We start from the raw sequence: 17,944 nt of genomic DNA on the forward strand, positions 1-17,944 counted from the left end.
AAACGGAGGGTTGAAAAGTATGAATACTGTAAAAAAAAGAATTGATTTTAGTCAGATGACAACACTGCTGGTCTTGATTGTATTATGCGTGATACTGTCTGTTCTGAAGCCGGTATTTCTGACGCCGGGCAATCTGATCAACATTATCACACAGGTCACGGTAAATGCCATCGTTGCGATCGGCATGACATTTGTTATCCTGACCGGAGGGATCGACCTCTCGGTTGGCTCTGTGCTGGGACTTGCGGGTATCGTAATGGGAATGATGATGAAGGCCGGAATGCCGGTAGGGATCGCTCTGATCGCCAGCATTATCGTGGGAGTTGCGTGCGGTGCGGTCAGCGGAGTGCTGGTGACGATCGGAAAACTGCCACCCTTTATTGCCACGCTGGGAATCATGAATATTGCCCGAGCAATCGCACTTACGATCAGTAAGGGAGGCAACATGTCAGCATTTCCGGAGAGTTTCACATGGATCGGAGTGGGCACAATTTTCGGAACGGGAATTCCCGTGCAGGTATTGTTTATGCTGATTCTATATCTGCTTGGCTACTATCTGCTGAGGTATCGCCAGACAGGACGTTTTGTCTATGCGATAGGAGGAAATAAAGAGGCGGCAAGGCTATCCGGTGTCAGTGTCCGCATGTACGAGATGCTTACCTATATCATAAGCGGATTCACGGCAGCATTTGCGGCGATCGTGCTGACTGCAAAACTGAATGCCGCACAGCCTACGGCCGGTATGAACTATGAACTGGATGCGGTTGCGGCGGTAGTCATCGGCGGCACTTCTCTTACGGGAGGCGTCGGCAGTATCTGGGGTACGCTGCTGGGGGCGATCGTGATCGGAGTCATCCGGAACGGTTTGAATCTGCTGAATGCAAACTCATACTTACAGCAGGGAATCATCGGATGTGTTATCATCCTGGCGGTGCTGCTGGACGTGGCGAAGAAAGAATCGTAAAAATTATCAGGGTATCTTGCCGACATGGCAAAATATATAAAGTATGATGTAAAAGGAGGATTTTAAAATGGGACGATTTACAAGAAAAATGCTGGCGGTAATGCTCAGTGCGGCAATGATGGTTGGTTTGGCGGCATGCGGAGGCGGCGGTGATGCGGCTTCGGACAAGCAGGAGAGCACGCAGCCGGCTGCGGCAGAGACAAAGACGGAAGAAACAGCCAGGGAAAATGCACAGAAAGAGACGGCGGACAGCGGAAAGACATACAGAATAGGATATGTATGTAAACATCAGCTGGATGAATTTATGCAGACGCTTCGTTCGGGTGCGGAGGAGTACGCGAAAGAAATCGGCGTGGATCTGACATTTATGTCGTCTGAGAAGCATTCAGACGTTGAGAAACAGGTGCAGCTGATGGATGATATGATCACGCAGAAATTTGATGCCATCATCCTGGTTGCGACAGACCCGGCGGCTCTGCTCCCGTCGATTAAAAAGGCAAATGCGGCAGATATTCCTGTTATACTGGTAAATGACACGATCGACGAAGAAGCTGCAAAGGCTCAGGGGGCGGAATATGTGACGTACATAGGCACGGATAATTACCAGGGTGGTGTTGTAGGCGGTGAGTTCATCAATGAAAAATACCCGGATGGCGCAAAAATCTGCATATTGAGCGGAACCGTCGGAAACCCCGCAGGGGATGCGCGTATTGACGGCTTTGTGGAGGCGATTTCTGCAAATCCAAAGCTGGAAGTGGTATCCAATCAGCCGACTGACTGGTCAAGAGATCAGGGGTACAGCGTCATGCAGAATGTATTGACTGCAAATCCGGATATTGACGTGGTATACTGTGCGGCAGACCTGATAGCGTTAGGGGCAGCGGAAGCCGTTACGCAGGCCGGTAAGGCGGCAGATATCAAGGTGCTTGGCTTTGACGGATCCAATGAGATCGTTGCGATGGCAGAGGAAGAAGGCTCCTGTGTGATCGGTTCTGTGGCACAGTTCCCGGCAGATATGTCCAAAGAGGCAATTGATGCCTGCATTACCGTTCTGGAAGGCGGAACAGTGGAGCATGAAATCAACACGGATGTAAAAGTTTTGCCGGAACAGTAATTTATTGAAATATTTAAACTAGGTAATTGCGAAACAAGTTCGCAATCTTGATTCCAAACAGGGTAGAATTGCTGCATTGCAGCAATTCTAAGATAAAAGTTACAGTTTTCATAAAATAGGCGCACTTAATAAAGCTATGAAACTATTAAGTTGGTAAGACCTACGCAATGAGCGGTTTGATACTTCGTATAAATTGATGTTGATGTATTTTGTCAGCTAGCACGACTGAAATAAGTTGTGTTATTCCTGAAAGAATAAGGTCTGCATGAAGTGTCCTTTCGTTTTGAGTCTTACGACCAGCAAGTCCAAAGCAGTCTTTGAAGTGATTTATGGAACGTTCGACTGTTGTACGGATTTTATATATTGAATCCCATTCGGCAGTACCACGAAGTGTACCAGGATAGGCACGAAGATCTTTTTCGGGATAAATGTATATCATGCGGCCGCATTTGGAATTCGTGCAAGGACTATCACAAGTACATTTACGATGTGATTTTTGCGTTTCAGGATTATAATCCCAAATCATTTTAGGACATACGAACTTGTATCTTGGAACCCCGCTGCGGAGTTTGGAGATACATTCATATTTCATTGGGAGTGTTTCATCTTTTGGACAGCAAGGGATGCCATCTTCATTGATTTTGTAATCAACATTTTCAAGATGAGATCTTGAATTTAAGGGAATATATGCAGCCTTAAAGTGTTTGTCCCCGCCAAATGTATCACCGGTGAGAAGCGATTTATATAATCCTACAGAATCAAAAGCAGCATCACCAAGAAAAGTTTTTGGATTTATCAGAGGATGCGCCTTGAAGAAGTCCTGCAGCATTGGAATGAGGAGCCTTGCATCATGAATGGATTTATCTTCATCAGGAGAATCAGATTTCTTGTTTGGAACAAGTTCAGGATGGGCCAATAAAAAGTCCTTATTGTAAAACTCAAGATGACGGACAATGCCCAGACCATTTGTGACAATACCGATCTTATAAGCGTAGCAGAAATGACCATCGACATAAAGCTGCTTGATTTGAACATTAGAAGCACAATGAGCTGGCATAGATCCATAAGCAGCCTTGTAAGGGTCAAAGTTAGAATCAAAGTGATTTGCTTTTGCATAGGCTTTTAGCTGTTTGATGATTCGGTTAGCAAACTTTGGATTATTTTCAGTTACCCATGCTTCGATTCCAGAAGAATCAAAAATGGTCATGTTGGCTTTTTCAAAATCAATTGCTTGGCAGATAGGTTCGGTAACATCAACAAGGTTATTGAAAACTAATTGTAAGTCCGAAAGAAAGACTTGTTTAAAACGAGTGATTTTAGATGCATCAGGAACTTTGGTAAAGCCACAGAACTCACGAAGATGTCTGGAATACTTGAGAAAAACAAGAAGTAAGGAATCAGTCGGAATTGAAAAAATCCGCTGAATAATAAGTGCCCATAAAAAGGCATGCAAAGGGTATTTACGGGATCTACCCGTTGATGCATAGAAGTGATTCCGGAAGGAATCGGGAATAATTTCATCAAGATCGATGTTTGATTGAAGAAGTGACAGAAACTCAGGCTTGTCAGATTCATAAATTTCCTGACAATCTGAAAAAACATCTGCCAATGAAAGCTGATTACATGGTATAATAGCCATAAGATAACTCCTTTCAGGGTTTTGTTTAATTGTTTCTCGACAATTCAATTATAACATACCTGTGAGGAGTTATTCCATTTTAAACAGTAAAAAAGCCTGCAAAATCAAGGCTTATGGCGTTTTGCAAACGCCTAAATATTTAAACGAGTGAGAGGAGATCACAATGACGAGATCGCAATTAGTACTGGACGTAATCAGCAAAAAGAACACTTCTTATCTTCCGAGTCAGTGTACGTTTGCAGCGAGGGCAAAAAAGATGGAAGTGGCCGAAGCGCTGGGACTTAATGAAGAAGAGGTGGATGTCTATCTGGGAAATCACATCAAGTTTACCGGTGTATTGGATGATATTGTCCAGCTTGATAAACTGGACCCGCATCGCATGCAGGTGGCGTATGATGCAGGCCGCTATATTCATATACCGGAGGAGGAAGGATTTATCTACGATCTCTGGGGGATGAAATATAATGTAAATGACGGGGGGTATTTTAATTATTGCCATCCGCTAAGAGGATGTGACGAAGATGAATCGCTGATCTACAATTACAAGGCACCTGAGCTTTCAGATATGGATCTGCAGTTTAAAATTGCGGAGGAGGACCTGAAGAAATACGGCGATGATTTCCTCGTGGAACTCAGCGGTTACAATGGAATCTGGGAGAAAGCATATCAGCTGACTGAAATTGAAAATTTCATGTATCTGCTGGCGGTAGAACCGGAAAAGGCATGTTATCTGATGGATGTGATCTGCGAGTATAAGGTGGAAGTGGCAAAAGAAACGGTTAAGAGAGGCTTTCCGATTGGACATTACGGCGACGATCTGGGAACACAGATCAGTACATTCGTCTCGGAAGACATGTTTGTGAATTATTTTCTGCCAAGGATCAAAAGAGTATTCCGTGTGTTTAAAGATGCCGGGTTACCGGTCCAGATGCATTCCTGCGGCAAGATTACGCCGTTTATTCCACATCTGATTGATGCCGGTCTGGACGTTCTCGAACCGGTACAGAATTGTATGGATTTTCAGTTCCTGAAGAACGAATACGGTAAAGACCTGACCTTCTACGGCGGAGTGGATACGCAGGATCTGCTCACCTTCCGTACTCCCGGGGAGGTATTTGAAGAAACATTAAAAGTGATCGATGTTCTCGGAAAAGGCGGCGGACTGATCATTGCACCTTCTCAGGAGGTTATGAACAATGTACCGGTGGAAAATGTACTGGCGTTTATGCGTGCGGTGAAGAAGGCGAGAGGGGAGGAATCTTAGGAAGCGGATTTACGGTCTCAGTTGACTTGGATACCCTGACGTGTTAGCATCTTTATAAGAAGATTAGGTGGTTCTTACTCAGGAGGCGGGAGGGTATCTATGTTTTGGAAAAAGAAAGAAGTCTTTTTATCGAATAACGTGGAACTATTCGGACAGGTGCTGCAGGAGTTGAAACAGGCAGGGATTGCCTGCGAGACGAAACAGGTGAACATGGGAACACAGAACAGGAGCCGCGGTATATTCCTGGGACGGGTTGGCGAGAAAGTGAATCTGGAGATCATGTATTACGTCTATGTTTCAAGGGAGGATGTTTCGAAGGCCAAACATGTCATTTCTGACATGCAGAAGAGAAACAGTCGTTAGAAATGCCTGGAGGGATGAGGTCCGGGTGTATGGCAAACTGAATAAGGATGATAACGCATGCGAGGGTGTCCCTCAGGCCGGTATGACTGACCTGGGGGACGCCCTCGTTGTTTACGGGGTGATCGCCGATAATTCGCCGGGACTGTCTCCAAAGAAAAACAACCGGATAATATTGTTGTAATCGTAGACATAAAAGGAACTCCCGAGTTTTTCATAAATTAAATCCCTGAGCTCCCGGCCATCTTCAGATTCCAGTTTTTCGATAAATGACTGGCAGACGGCAAGGTAATTTTCATAGTAGGCGGCAAACATGGGAGAAAACTGACACATGATTTTAACCACATTTTTATTGTAGAGTGAAAAACTTGGCCGGGTCATTGAAGTGTAGGCTTTATTCCAGTATTTGACCCACAGGGGTGTCGTGAGGTGTTCTCTCACATGCTCGAACATTTCATCAACAAAGGCAGGAAGAGTGGAGTCTGTGAGGGAGGCAATCCGGGAGTACGCAGTCCTGTAATAGGCGTTGCATTCTTCCACCTGTTCGACGGAAGATTCGGAGGCATATAAGACATTCCGCTGAATTTTGAGGTCGTCCGACTGGTCGTTCATATACGCCTTTTTCAAACGCTCGAACAGAAACAGCCGGAATTCATCCCAATCACTGTCCAATGGAAAGATGCTGAGAAAACCGCTGAGAAGCAGCTCTGCATCTGCATTGTCAATGGGACGGTTCGGATCAGGCCTGTTGATAGAAAAATCAAAAGAGTCAATCATACCTCGAAACTTTGTAAAAGGCTTGCTGAGCAGTTCATTGAGCAGCTGGTCGCTGAAGGAATACTGCTGTTTTTTCAGTTCGAGTTCCATTCGCAGCTTTTGTTTATGAGCCATCAGTATGTAGATTGCACATTTGGGGTCTTTCAGGACCACGCGGATATTGTCGATGGTAATGCCGATATCCCGAAGATTCTTGATGGTGCTCAGTGTTTTTACATCTTCATCAGAAAAATCATAATATCCATTACACCCGCTTGCCGGGCTTATCAGTTTTTCGTCGATGTAAAGCCGTATGGCACGCCGGCTGAGTCCGGTTTTTTCAGAAACGTCTTTGATTCTCATGTTTTTCCTCCTGTCTGAAGCGCTTCGCAGGGTAACGGTTTTAAACTGATTATATATGAAAAATTGTGCAAAATGCAATAAAAATGGACGTAAAACAACTGGAAATATGGAAATTGACTGCGACGCTGCGTGATGACTTACAATAAATATACAAAAAGAAAACATATATATCAAGAAAAACAGACAAAATTGCCAGTGCATTTGCTGTTATACAGAAGATATATATGGTACAGAAAAAGGAGGCAACACGATGGCAAAATATGAATTTCCAAAAGATTTCTTATGGGGTGTGGCGACAGGTTCCTACCAGATCGAGGGCGCATGGAACGAGGACGGAAAAGGAGAGAGCATCTGGGACAGGATGGTGCACACGCCTGGCCGGATCATGGATGGTACGACGGCTGATGTAACGGTAGACTTTTATCATAAGTATGAGCAGGATCTTGAAATGATGGCGGAACTGGGCTATAAGAGTTTTCTCTATACGTTCAGCTGGCCGCGGATTATCCCGGACGGAGACGGTGAAGTAAATCCCAAAGGGGTCGCATATTACCGCAATGTATTGAAAAAATGCAGGGAGCTGGGCATGCATACGATGATGGTTCTGTATCACTGGGATCTGCCGCAGACACTCCAGGACCGAGGCGGATGGACCAACAGAGAGATGGTCGGCTGGTTCACGAACTATGCGAAGGTATGTTACCGGGAATTCGGCGATCTGGTTGACGACTGGATTACCTTTGTCGAGCCAAACAGCGTGCTTTACGGCTATACGGGAAGCGGTATGGCGCCGGGCTATAACGATCGCAGTGCCATGCTGCTGGCAGGCCATAACCTGTTTATGAGTCACGGGGCAGCGGTAAAGGCCTTCCGGGAAACAGGGCTGAAAAGCCGCATCGGAATCAAACTCTGGTTTTATGAAATTAAACCTCAGAATCCTGATGACCCGCGGGATCTGGAGGCTGTTGAAATGGCAAATCTCTGTGAGCACGATTACTATTGTGGACCATTGCTGAAGGGAGAATACCCGGAAAAGCTGATGAATGCCTATCAGAATGCCGGTGTTGTCCTGCCGAAGATTACGCCGGAAGATATGGAGCTGATCTGCCAGCCCCTGGATTTTGTGGGACTGAACAATTATACCCGTTTTTATGCAAAGGCAGATCCGGCAAAATGGCCGCTGGGTTATGCCCAGAGCATGGCTATATTCGGAAAGACGGATGTAGAAGCAACGCCGTATCAGTGGGAGTTCAGTAAAACCTCCATGTATCACGCGGCTCACTATCTCTACGATAATTATCCGGTCAAAGAGATCATTGTCACCGAGAGCGGCTGCGCCAACAATGACTGGGTTGACTTTGACGGCACCGTCAACGATACCAACCGCATCATCCTTCTGAAGTCGGTGCTGATGCAGCTGCACAAGTTGATCGAGGAAGGCGTACCGGTAACCGGCTATCATATCTGGTCACTGTTTGACAACTTCGAGTGGCTGATGGGGCTTTCCATCCGCTTTGGTATCGTTCATGTGAATTATGAGACCCTCAGGAGGACACCGAAGGCCAGCGCGTACTGGTACTCCGATGTGATCAAAAACAATGGATTAGAAGTGTAAAGGAGACAGGGAATATGAGTACAGAAGTAATGAGCGGCAGAGAGAGGATCCTTGCCGCATTGAAAATGCAGGAGGTTGACCGTGTTCCCTGCGTACCGCTGATCGTGCCTTACACAGCGGCGCAGTTTCCCGAAGATGCGCCATATTATCTTCCTGATATTATGAAGGCGGCCGGCCACGAGGTCTGGACACAGATTGCATCTGACTATAACGCCATGTGGGTGCCGACTCCGGACAGTGGCGTCAGACAATCCCGTTCCTTCAAAAATGGAGACCTTACGATCACCTATGAGACTCCGGTGGGAACGATCTGTGAGATTCTGCGCAGCGGCATCAACAGTTCCATGAACCCGCACGTTAAACATATGATCTGTTCGGTGGAGGATTTGAAGGTGTTCAAATATATTCTGGAACACAGCGTTATGTATGGGTACAGCACGAAACCGATCGATGATTTCAACCGGGCCAATACCGGCGACGATGGAATTCTTGCCAATATCATTCCGCTTTCACCGCTGCAGGATTTTCTCAATTACAAGGCCGGTGTTGACAATACGTATTACATCGAGGATGAAGATCCGGATCTATTTACAGAGGTGATGGAGCTTTACCATCAGCAAAATCTGCAGGTGGTTCGCAAGGTTGCTGAAGAGAGCGATGCGGAGGTGTTCGTGCAGGCGGAAAATATCAGCTCGACGATCATGTCCCCGTCCCACTATGAAAAATATGTGCTGGATTATGACAATGAGTATGCTGATATTCTGCATGAGCACGGAAAAATCCATGTTGTCCATATGTGCGGAAAGCTGCAGGCCATGTTTCCGCAAATTGCACAGGGCAAGTTTGACTGCGTCAGTGACATTGCACCGGAGCCGACCGGCAATACAGAGCTCTGGGAGGCAGCGGCAGCACTGCCGAACCATGCGGTCAAGGGCGGTATCGGAGTCGGACCGTTCACCTCACCCGATCCGCATGACTGCTATCTCAAGGCGATGGAGATCCTTGAAAAAACCAGCGGCAGAAGAGGCGTATTGTTAGGTTCCGCTGATTCCGTCCCCTGCGGCACGACCATGGAGCATTTAAAAGAAATCCGGCGCGCGGTCGATGATTTTTATGCATAAGGAAAAGGGGTGAAAGTATGAGTTCAGTAAAGGAATTTATTAATAAAATACCGGAGTATTTTGATGAAGAGAAAGGTTGCGAGAGTGATCTGACGATTGTCTATGATATCCATGATATGGGAGAGAAGTATACGATCCGAATCAAAAATGGCGCCTGTACCGTAGAGCCGGAGGGCAGTGACGACTATGATGTAAAGCTGCGCATGACCTCCGACAATTACCTGAAAACCGTGTATGGAGTTGCGTCGGAGCTGGCGTACTGGATGGGAACCATTCGATTTATTGGAAAACGACTTGCCTATGAGGAGCTGCAGTACTGCCTCAATATACCGGCGGACAGCGGGATCATGAACTTATAACAAGAGCGTTGGACGAGGGAGAGAGGGAAAATGAGAACAATCGAAGAGGAAATGCGGGGCAAGGTGGCGATCGTCACAGGCGGTAATACGGGGATCGGATACGGATGTGCCGAGGCATTCGCCGATGCCGGTATGAAGGTTGTAATCTCGGCGAGACGGGAAAAACTGGGGACAGAAGCGGCCGGAAAGATTACAGAGCGCGGCGGGGGCGAGTGTGTCTTCTTCCCCTGCGATGTCTCCCTGCCGGAGCAGGTGAAGGCGCTGGTGGATTTTACCGTCCAAAAATACGGCAGGCTGGATGCAATTGTCAACAATGCCGGCTACGTGCCGCCGCATCAGGATTGCTGTGATATGTCCATCGAGAGCTATGAAAATGTGATCCGATGCAACCTGATGGGAGAGTTCTACGGGTGCCATTTTGCTATCCCGCATCTTAGGAAGACAAAAGGGGCGATCGTCAATATGTCCAGCATCATTTCCAGGGTGGGGCAGGAGCAGACATGCGGCTATTCGTCCACCAAGGGAGGGATCAATTCCCTGACGCAGACGCTGTCCATCGAGGAGGCACGGCACGGGGTGCGGGTCAATGCCATCTGCCCGGGCCATATCGTGACGGAGCTCTTCTATACGGAAATGAAGCGGGCAGCGGATCCCGAGGCTTATGCGGACCGGTGCGATCACTATTCGTGGCTGGGGCGCGGCGGTACGCCGGAGGAGGTGGGGAAAACAGCCCTGTTTCTGATCAGCCCCTGGGCGGGATACATCACAGGTGTGTGCCTGAACGTGTCCGGCGGCATGGAATTTGGGACAATCCCCAAGTACTATGCGTTCGATGAATAGACAAAGAAGGTGAAAATGTGGAAAAACCGACAGTTGTAAATGAATACAGAGCTACGCTGGGGGAAGGGCCGTGCTGGGATCACGAGCGCAGAAAACTCTGGTGGATTGACGGATTAAGCGAATTTGGCAGGGGAAATGACCTGCACTGCTATGACCCACGAAGCGACGAGGACAAATGCTGGCATATCGGGAAGCACATCGGCTGTGCCATCCCTGCGGCGGACGGACGCATCCTGCTGAACCTCCAGGACGGCATCTATCTGTTTGATACCGGAAAACAGGAGCTGGAGGAAATCAGTGACCTGGAGCGGGAGATCACAAACAACCGCATCAATGATGGCAAATGTGATTCCCGGGGAAGGCTGTGGTTCGGGACGATGTCGATGACGGCCAACCAGCCGGAGCGCAAGTTCGAGATCACCGGAAGCTTTTACAAGCTGGAGCATGACGGGCGGATCAGGAAGTATTTCGGAAACGTGGGTATCTCCAACGGCATCGCCTGGAATCGGGATGAGACGAAGATGTATTATGTGGACACGACGCCGCAGAGTATTTACGAGTTTGATTTCGAGGTAGAAGCAGGAGAGATCGCAAACAGGACGCCGATCATTGAGATCGATTTGGCGGAGGGCTCGCCGGACGGCATGACCATCGACGCTGAGGGTATGCTGTGGGTCGCCCACTTCGGCGGCTGGAAGGTGTCCCGCTGGGATCCGGTGCGAAGGAAGAAGCTGATGGAGATTCCCCTTCCATGCGCCCAGGTGACCTGCTGTGCCTTTGGCGGCAAAGACATGGGGACGCTCTATATCACTACAGCCTCGATCGGCCTTACGGAACAGGAGAGAGAGCAGCAGCCTCTGGCGGGCGCCATGTTTGCCGTGCGGCCGGGAGTCAGAGGGGTAACCGCAAATAAATTCAGATGGAGAGCATAGACGAATGAAAGCATTGGTAAAAGAAGGAAAAGGCCGCGAGGGGATGGTGCTGAAGGATATCCCGGTTCCGGAGCCGGAACCGGGGGAGGTCCGCATTGCCATCAAAGCGGCGGGAATCTGCGGATCGGACATCCATGCGATGTTGGATGAACGGAAAACGGCGCTGCCGGTAGTCCTGGGCCATGAGTTTGTCGGCATGATTGAAAAGATGTGCGGGGACTGCGGCGATCTGAAGGTCGGAGACTGGGTGACAGGCATTCCCGCCTGCTATAACTGCGGGGAGTGCATCTACTGTCAAAAGGGCGAGGTGACCCTCTGCCCGGATCACAAATCCGTGGGTGTGTTCAAGAATGGAAGCATGGCGGAGTACATGGTGATGCCGGCGAAGTTCTGCTACAAGGTGGCGGAAGACAGTGAAGACAAGATCAACTATGCGGCCGCGGAGCCGCTGGCCTGCGCGGTGCGGGGCGTCTATGAGCGCATCGATGTAAAGCCGGGCGATGTGGCGGTGGTCAGCGGTCCGGGAGCGGTGGGTCTGTTTACACTGCAGGCATTAAAAAGCCGCGGCGCCTATGTGATCGTGTCCGGCCTTCCGGCGGATCATCACCGGCTGGAGATGGCAAAACGGCTCGGGGCCGACCGCGTCGTGGACAGCTTTGAACAGCTGCAGGAGGCGGTTTATGCAAAAAATCCGGAGGGCGCGGACATTGTCTGCGAGGCCAGTGGTGCGGCCCCGTCCCTGGACGTGTGTTTTCGGATTATTAAAATCCACGGCACGCTTCTGCAGATCGGCATGTACGGCAGTGATATCAAATGCAATTTTAATACCTTATTTGACAAAGAACTGTATGTGACCTCGACCAACTCCACGGCTACGACGACCTGGGAGATCACGATGGATCTGCTCAACAAATGCAAGGTGGACTTAAGCCCGATCATCAGCCTGAAGCTGCCGCTTGAGGAGTGGGAAAAGGGGTTTGACGCGACTATTAACAAGACAGCGTTTAAAGTACTGTTAATCCCATAGGTGACAATGAATGAAAAAAATTGAAACATTTTCAGGCTATCGATTCTTGATCATGGCGCTGCTGGTGATCAATACGGTAGTCATGTATATGTCTTACAGCATTGCGGTTCCGATGCTGACGACGATTTCACAAAGCTTAAAAACAGACATCGGTACGGCGGGTATTATCGTCACGGCTGTCCTCCTGACTATGGGTGTCATGATGCTGCTGGGCAGTGATCTTGTAATCGTCAGGGTTGGCTCCAAACATGCGATTGTGATTGCATTTGCCGCTGTGATTACAGGCAATCTGATGGCGGGGCTGTCAGGAAGCTTCCCGGTCATACTGGCGGGGCGGGCGCTTCTGGGACTGGGAGTCGGCCTTAATTCTGTGGCCTGTGTCTCAAGTGGAACTATGTGGCTGCCGCCCAGGGAGAGACCGCTGCTATTTTCTTTTATCCAGATCGGGGTTGCCTGCGGCACCTTTGCGGCATACAATGCTGCAATTCCGCTGCTAACTGCCCTGGGCGGATGGCAGAACGTATTTCTGGCAATGGCTGCACTGGAATTTATCTTTCTGCTTATATGGATGTGTGTCGGAAAAGATAATAAAGAATATCAGCCGGAACATGTAAAAAAGAAGGACAAAGGCGGGGCGTTCGCGGCAGTAGTGAAACGAAGGGATGTCTGGCTTATGGCGCTCTATGTATGTGTGCTGATGTTCGCCCAGTCCTGTATGCTTACCTATATGCCGACCTATCTGGAACTGGTGCGCGGTTACAGCGCCCAGACAGCGTCTGCCTATGCGGGTTTCATATCTGTTGCGAATATGGCCGGCGGTTTTATAGCAGGGGTTGTCTCGGCGGCTGTCGGAAGACGGAAGCCGGTCTGCATCGTGGGAAATATAGTGGGCTTCATCGCACTTTTAATGTTATTTAACAGCCTGGGTACGGTATTTCTGATCGTTACACTGATCACTTACGGTGTATTTTCAAGTATGTTTTCGCCGCTGATGCAGACGATGTCAACGGAAATCGACGGGGCAACGCCCGAGATCGCCAGTATGGCCTATGCAATGATGTTCGGGCTTGGCAGCTTTGTATCATTTTTTACGCCCATGATCCTGTCGGTCCTTATGAAACATATGGAGCTTCAGCAGGCGATGTACTGTTTTGCGGTGATCAGTATTGTGGGACCGGTTATTTGCTTTTTTATAAAGGATACCGGACCGAAGGCAAAAGAAAAACAAGAGAAAAAACTAAAATTTAGGGGGAACAACGAATGGGAACGACTTTAAAACCAAAATCGACACTATTTGAGAAGATTATTTACGGTATCGGTGGTGCCGGTTCACAGTTTGTGTGGACGTTCATGTCCATGTACATGACGGTTTACTATACAAACAGCGTCGGCATTGCGGCTGCCGTAGCGGGTACCATGATGCTGGTGGCAAGGCTCCTGGATGGCGTCAGTGATCTCCTCTTCTCATGGGTCATAAAAAGATGTCACTTTAAACTGGGAAAGATCCGGCCGTGGTTTCTCATCTGCGCGCCGCTTCTTGGGATCAGTCTGATCGCATGCTTTAATGTTCCGGCGTCGCTTTCGGAGGCAGGTACGGTCGTTTACATCTACATTACCTATTCCTTTACCGCAGCGGTCTCGTATACCATTTACAATCTGGCAGCATCCGCGATCCTGCCTATTATGTCTTATGACGAACAGGACAGGGTTACACTCAGTTCCTCATATATGTTTCTTCTTATGGGCGGTGTGATGGTACTTGTATACCTGTCGCCAATTCTTCTTGGGCTTTGGGGCGGTCAGGCAGAGCTGGGTGCCTGGAGTAAGCTGTCTGTCGTGTATGCAATTGTGGTCACGGTTACGGTGGCTCTCATGGGCATTTTTATTAAAGAAAAGGAGATGCCGGAAGAACTGCTGGAAGATCATAAAGAGCAGGCAACAGTCGGAAACAGAAAGGCTATGTCATACATGGATATCCTGAAGATCGTTCTTAAAAACCCATACACGTGGATCCTTCTCGGAATGTTTACGTTTTATTATCTCGCCAGTGGCTGCGCAGGGATTAATGCTTATTTCTGGATGTATATCCATGGGGACTTTGCGATGACATCGTACAGTACATCTTCTCTGCTCTGCAATGTTGCGAACCTTATTATGATACTGCTCACGCCGTTTTTTGCCGGAAAAATCGGCACAAAGAGGTTTGTAATCGGAGGTTTGGTTTTTTATCTGGCAGTAAGTGTGGGAATGATATTTACAGCAAGAAGCGTTATCGGAACGATGGTTTTGATGGCATTAAAGACGCTTGGCATGGCTCCTATCACGGCTGTCATTTATTCCTTTGTCGCTGATCTGACAGATGTAGTCGCCCAGAAGACAAATGGTGAAAACCCCTCAGAGGTCGTTTCCATGTGCTCCAGCATCGGCACCAAGATCGGATCCGGTGTGGGGGCTGCGCTGGTGGGCTGGTGTCTCACGTGGGTAGGATGGAATGCAGTCGAGACGGTTCAGACAACAGCAACACAGAATGGCATTATCGGGGTATTTATTGGACTTCCTGCCGCTGCTCTACTGATCTGTCTTATCTTTGTCTGCATCTGGAATCCAAAAAAAGGCCAGAAAAAAGAAAGGGTATAATCTACTGTAAAAACATGATATGATTGAGGGTGCTCCTTGCTGTGAATGTTCAGATTCAAGCAGAAGGACACCCTTATATTTGTAAAAGGATGAACGTGATGAGTACCAAGTATAAAAAAACCGTGTACGCCTGTTTCATCGGCTATATCGTGCAGGCGATTGTCAATAATTTTGCTCCCCTGTTGTTTGTCACCTTTCAAACGACGTATCAGATACCGCTTGCGAAGATTGCCCTGCTCATTGCAGCTAATTTTACGATTCAGCTGCTGATCGACCTGTTGTCAGTTGGATTTATAGATAAAATCGGTTATCGGGCATCGGTGGTCACTGCTCATATTTTCACCGTAATCGGGTTATGCCTGCTGGCAGTACTGCCGGAACTGTTTGCTGATGCATTCACCGGCATTCTGACCGCGGTGATCATCTATGGGATCGGCGGCGGGCTGCTCGAGGTTCTGCTCAGTCCGATCCTTGAGGCATGTCCCACGGATCACAAAGAGAAGGCGATGAGCCTGCTGCATTCCTTTTACTGCTGGGGACATATGGGCGTGGTGCTGATGTCAACTCTCTTTTTTGCATTGTTTGGTCTGAAAAACTGGAAGGTGCTGATCGTGCTATGGGCACTGATTCCTGCGGTCAATACGGTACTGTTTCTCAAGGTGCCCATCTACTCCCTGCAGGAGGAGCATGAAGGGAGCCTCAGTCTCAAAACGCTGTGCACCCGGAAGATTTTTTGGGTGATGATGCTGATGATGCTGGGGGCCGGCGCCAGTGAGCAGGCGGTCAGTCAATGGGCCTCAGCATTTGCTGAGCAGGGACTCGGCATCAGCAAAACAGTCGGCGACCTGGCCGGACCGATGGCATTCGCCATGCTGATGGGGCTCGCGCGGCTGATCTATGGGACATATGGGGAGAGGATTGATCTGAACCGCTTTATCAAAGGCAGCTGCCTGCTCTGCATTGCATCCTATGCGGGAACCGCCCTGATCCCGCATCCGGCCGCAGGACTGCTCGGCTGTGCTCTGTGTGGGTTTTCCGTGGGGATCCTCTGGCCGGGAACCTTCAGCAAAGCCTCGGCGCTGATCAAAGGCGGCGGCACGGCTCTCTTCGCCCTCCTGGCTCTTGCGGGGGATCTGGGATGCGCCGCCGGTCCGGCGCTGGCCGGCGCCGTCTCAGGCTGCTTCGGCAATGATCTGCATGCCGGAATCCTGGCGGCGATGATCTTTCCGGTTCTCACGCTGGTCGGAGCGGTGATGGCTGGGCGAAGGAGCGTGTGTCTTCTTCCCCTGCGATGCGTCCATGTCGGAACAGATGAAAGCGCTGGATATCAAAATTTGATAAAAAAGAAGATAAGAGGAAAATCATGAAATATGACTATCAGGAACCAGTTCTCTCAGATGACGGGAGAAGATTATGTGACATACTGGTGAATTACATCGATGTTGTCAGCCGACGGCTGCCAGACGATATTATCTGCAAATTAGAAGAACTGGCCGAAATTGAAACAGAGCCGCTGCAGAGGTTGGTTTATGAGACAATGAGAGAGAATCAGTCACTGGCAGAAGAATTGAAACGACCCAGCTGTCAGGATACGGGAGTATTGCAATTTTTTATTAAATGTGGGGCGCAATTCCCATTGCTGGCAGAACTCAATGTCATTTTGAGGCAGGCGGTTTATCTGGCTACGAAGAAGATCCCCTTACGTCATAATGTTGTGGAGACCTTTGATGAGTACAACACTGGCCTGAACATTGGAACCGGTTTGCCATCAGTTTTCATGGAAATTGATGGCGACAGCGACAAGCTGGAGCTATACGTCTATATGGCCGGCGGTGGCTGCAGTCTGCCGGGAGCAGCAAAAGTCCTGATGCCGGGTGAAGGCTATGAAGGGGTTGTTCGTTTCGTCATGGATCAGATGACCAGCTATGGCCTTAACGCTTGTCCCCCGCTTTTAGTTGGTGTTGGGATTGCCACCTGTGTGGAGACAGCTGCGATGAATTCCAAGCTGGCCCTGATGCGCAGGGCGGACAGTGTCAGTCCTAATACCAATGCTGCCAGAATGGAACGCCTGCTGGAAGACGGCATCAACAACATCGGTCTCGGCCCGCAGGGCCTTGGGGGAAAGAAATCCGTCCTGGGTGTGAACATCGTCAACACCGCCCGGCATCCTTCCACGATCGGCGTTGCAGTCAATACCGGCTGCTGGTCACACCGGCGCGGCAGGATCTTATTTGACCGTCAGTTGAATTATCAATTACCGATGAACAGGGGAGTGATATTATGAGAGAATTTTATTTGACGACCCCCATTTCTAACGAGGACATTAAGAATCTCCGAATTGGTGATATCGTTTATCTGAATGGAATTATCGTAACTTGCCGGGACATTGCACACCGGCGTGTGGTGGAAGAACGCCGGCCGCTTCCGGTGGATGTGCGTGACAAGGCAATTCTGCATGCCGGACCGATCATAAAAGCCAATGCAGATGGCACCTTTCAAATGATTTCAGTCGGCCCAACCACCAGTATGCGGATGGAGAAATTTGAAGAAGAATTTATGAAAGAAACGGGAGTGAAATTAATTGTTGGAAAAGGTGGAATGGGGATCGATACTCAGAACGGATGTATGAAATATCATGCTCTGCACCTGGTCTATCCGGCCGGAAATGCGGTTCTCGCAGCGCAGAAGGTGGAGCAAATCCTTGATGTCCAGTGGGCGGAATTAGGAATGCCGGAAGCATTATGGGTTTGCAAGGTAAAAGGCTATGGACCGCTAATTGTTTCAATTGACACCCAGGGCAATAATCTCTTTGAGCAGAACAGGCTTGTGTTTAATGAACGAAAAGAAACAGAAATAGCCCGCATCTGCCGGGAGGTTGGTTTTATTAAGTAATATATTTTTTTGGGGAATCAAAATCTCTGAAATGCCGGATTCAGAGTCCTAAAAATAAATC

The 17,944-nt window shown here is 48.8% G+C and carries 16 protein-coding genes and 1 pseudogene; 15 read left to right on the forward strand and 2 right to left on the reverse strand.

Annotated elements, in window-relative coordinates:
• Positions 1 to 19: 19 nt before the first annotated feature.
• Together NQ502_RS12940 and NQ502_RS12945 are read left to right on the forward strand one after the other, a co-directional pair.
• Positions 20 to 964: an ABC transporter permease gene (locus tag NQ502_RS12940; protein ID WP_028529947.1), complete on the forward strand. Its 945-nt coding sequence runs from the start codon at positions 20 to 22 to the stop codon at positions 962 to 964.
• 67 nt (positions 965 to 1,031) lie between these two features.
• Entirely contained in the window at positions 1,032 to 2,078 is a 1,047-nt protein-coding gene (locus tag NQ502_RS12945; RefSeq protein WP_028529948.1) for a sugar ABC transporter substrate-binding protein, read from the forward strand.
• A 240-nt stretch (positions 2,079 to 2,318) separates the two neighbouring features.
• Here NQ502_RS12945 and NQ502_RS12950 read toward each other — a convergent pair.
• Positions 2,319 to 3,711, reverse strand: a pseudogene (locus tag NQ502_RS12950) (transposase).
• Between the two features lie 169 nt (positions 3,712 to 3,880).
• Between NQ502_RS12950 and NQ502_RS12955 the strand changes: the two are divergent.
• Together NQ502_RS12955 and NQ502_RS12960 are read left to right on the forward strand one after the other, a co-directional pair.
• A complete protein-coding gene (locus tag NQ502_RS12955) occupies positions 3,881 to 4,981 on the forward strand; it encodes a uroporphyrinogen decarboxylase family protein (RefSeq protein ID WP_028529398.1) in 1,101 nt (366 codons plus the stop codon).
• Between the two features lie 99 nt (positions 4,982 to 5,080).
• Positions 5,081 to 5,344: a hypothetical protein gene (locus NQ502_RS12960; protein ID WP_028529399.1), complete on the forward strand. Its 264-nt coding sequence runs from the start codon at positions 5,081 to 5,083 to the stop codon at positions 5,342 to 5,344.
• A 111-nt stretch (positions 5,345 to 5,455) separates the two neighbouring features.
• Here the strand turns inward: NQ502_RS12960 and NQ502_RS12965 are convergent, their stop codons facing one another.
• A complete protein-coding gene (locus NQ502_RS12965) occupies positions 5,456 to 6,460 on the reverse strand; it encodes a MerR family transcriptional regulator (protein WP_049898283.1) in 1,005 nt (334 codons plus the stop codon).
• Between the two features lie 250 nt (positions 6,461 to 6,710).
• Here NQ502_RS12965 and NQ502_RS12970 point away from each other — a divergent pair, with 250 nt between their 5' ends.
• The 11 genes from NQ502_RS12970 to ttdB all read left to right on the forward strand — a co-directional run bounded on the left by NQ502_RS12970 (position 6,711) and on the right by ttdB (position 17,883).
• On the forward strand, positions 6,711 to 8,075 hold the full coding sequence (locus NQ502_RS12970; RefSeq protein ID WP_028529400.1) for a GH1 family beta-glucosidase: 1,365 nt from the start codon (positions 6,711 to 6,713) through the stop codon (positions 8,073 to 8,075).
• 14 nt (positions 8,076 to 8,089) lie between these two features.
• Positions 8,090 to 9,196: a uroporphyrinogen decarboxylase family protein gene (locus NQ502_RS12975; RefSeq protein ID WP_028529401.1), complete on the forward strand. Its 1,107-nt coding sequence runs from the start codon at positions 8,090 to 8,092 to the stop codon at positions 9,194 to 9,196.
• A gap of 17 nt (positions 9,197 to 9,213) precedes the next feature.
• A complete protein-coding gene (locus NQ502_RS12980; RefSeq protein ID WP_028529402.1) occupies positions 9,214 to 9,555 on the forward strand; it encodes an SCP2 sterol-binding domain-containing protein in 342 nt (113 codons plus the stop codon).
• Between the two features lie 30 nt (positions 9,556 to 9,585).
• On the forward strand, positions 9,586 to 10,395 hold the full coding sequence (locus NQ502_RS12985) for an SDR family NAD(P)-dependent oxidoreductase (RefSeq protein WP_049898285.1): 810 nt from the start codon (positions 9,586 to 9,588) through the stop codon (positions 10,393 to 10,395).
• A 17-nt stretch (positions 10,396 to 10,412) separates the two neighbouring features.
• Entirely contained in the window at positions 10,413 to 11,327 is a 915-nt protein-coding gene (locus tag NQ502_RS12990; RefSeq protein ID WP_028529403.1) for an SMP-30/gluconolactonase/LRE family protein, read from the forward strand.
• A gap of 4 nt (positions 11,328 to 11,331) precedes the next feature.
• Positions 11,332 to 12,354: a zinc-dependent alcohol dehydrogenase gene (locus NQ502_RS12995; RefSeq protein ID WP_028529404.1), complete on the forward strand. Its 1,023-nt coding sequence runs from the start codon at positions 11,332 to 11,334 to the stop codon at positions 12,352 to 12,354.
• A gap of 10 nt (positions 12,355 to 12,364) precedes the next feature.
• On the forward strand, positions 12,365 to 13,630 hold the full coding sequence (locus NQ502_RS13000; RefSeq protein ID WP_028529405.1) for an MFS transporter: 1,266 nt from the start codon (positions 12,365 to 12,367) through the stop codon (positions 13,628 to 13,630).
• The gene (locus NQ502_RS13005; RefSeq protein WP_028529406.1) at positions 13,615 to 14,991 is read left to right on the forward strand and encodes an MFS transporter; all 1,377 of its coding nucleotides are present in this window, start codon (positions 13,615 to 13,617) and stop codon (positions 14,989 to 14,991) included. The genes NQ502_RS13000 and NQ502_RS13005 overlap by 16 nt, the downstream gene beginning before the upstream one ends.
• A gap of 98 nt (positions 14,992 to 15,089) precedes the next feature.
• On the forward strand, positions 15,090 to 16,358 hold the full coding sequence (locus NQ502_RS13010; protein ID WP_083963389.1) for an MFS transporter: 1,269 nt from the start codon (positions 15,090 to 15,092) through the stop codon (positions 16,356 to 16,358).
• Complete coding sequence (ttdA, locus tag NQ502_RS13015) at positions 16,355 to 17,275, forward strand: L(+)-tartrate dehydratase subunit alpha (protein ID WP_028529407.1); 921 nt, start codon at positions 16,355 to 16,357, stop codon at positions 17,273 to 17,275. Before NQ502_RS13010 ends, ttdA begins: the two co-directional genes overlap by 4 nt.
• Positions 17,272 to 17,883: a L(+)-tartrate dehydratase subunit beta gene (gene ttdB, locus NQ502_RS13020; RefSeq protein WP_028529408.1), complete on the forward strand. Its 612-nt coding sequence runs from the start codon at positions 17,272 to 17,274 to the stop codon at positions 17,881 to 17,883. The genes ttdA and ttdB overlap by 4 nt, the downstream gene beginning before the upstream one ends.
• Positions 17,884 to 17,944: the final 61 nt, after the last annotated feature.

The sequence above is a fragment of the Ruminococcus gauvreauii genome, assembly GCF_025151995.1.
GTDB lineage: Bacteria > Bacillota > Clostridia > Lachnospirales > Lachnospiraceae > Ruminococcus_G > Ruminococcus_G gauvreauii.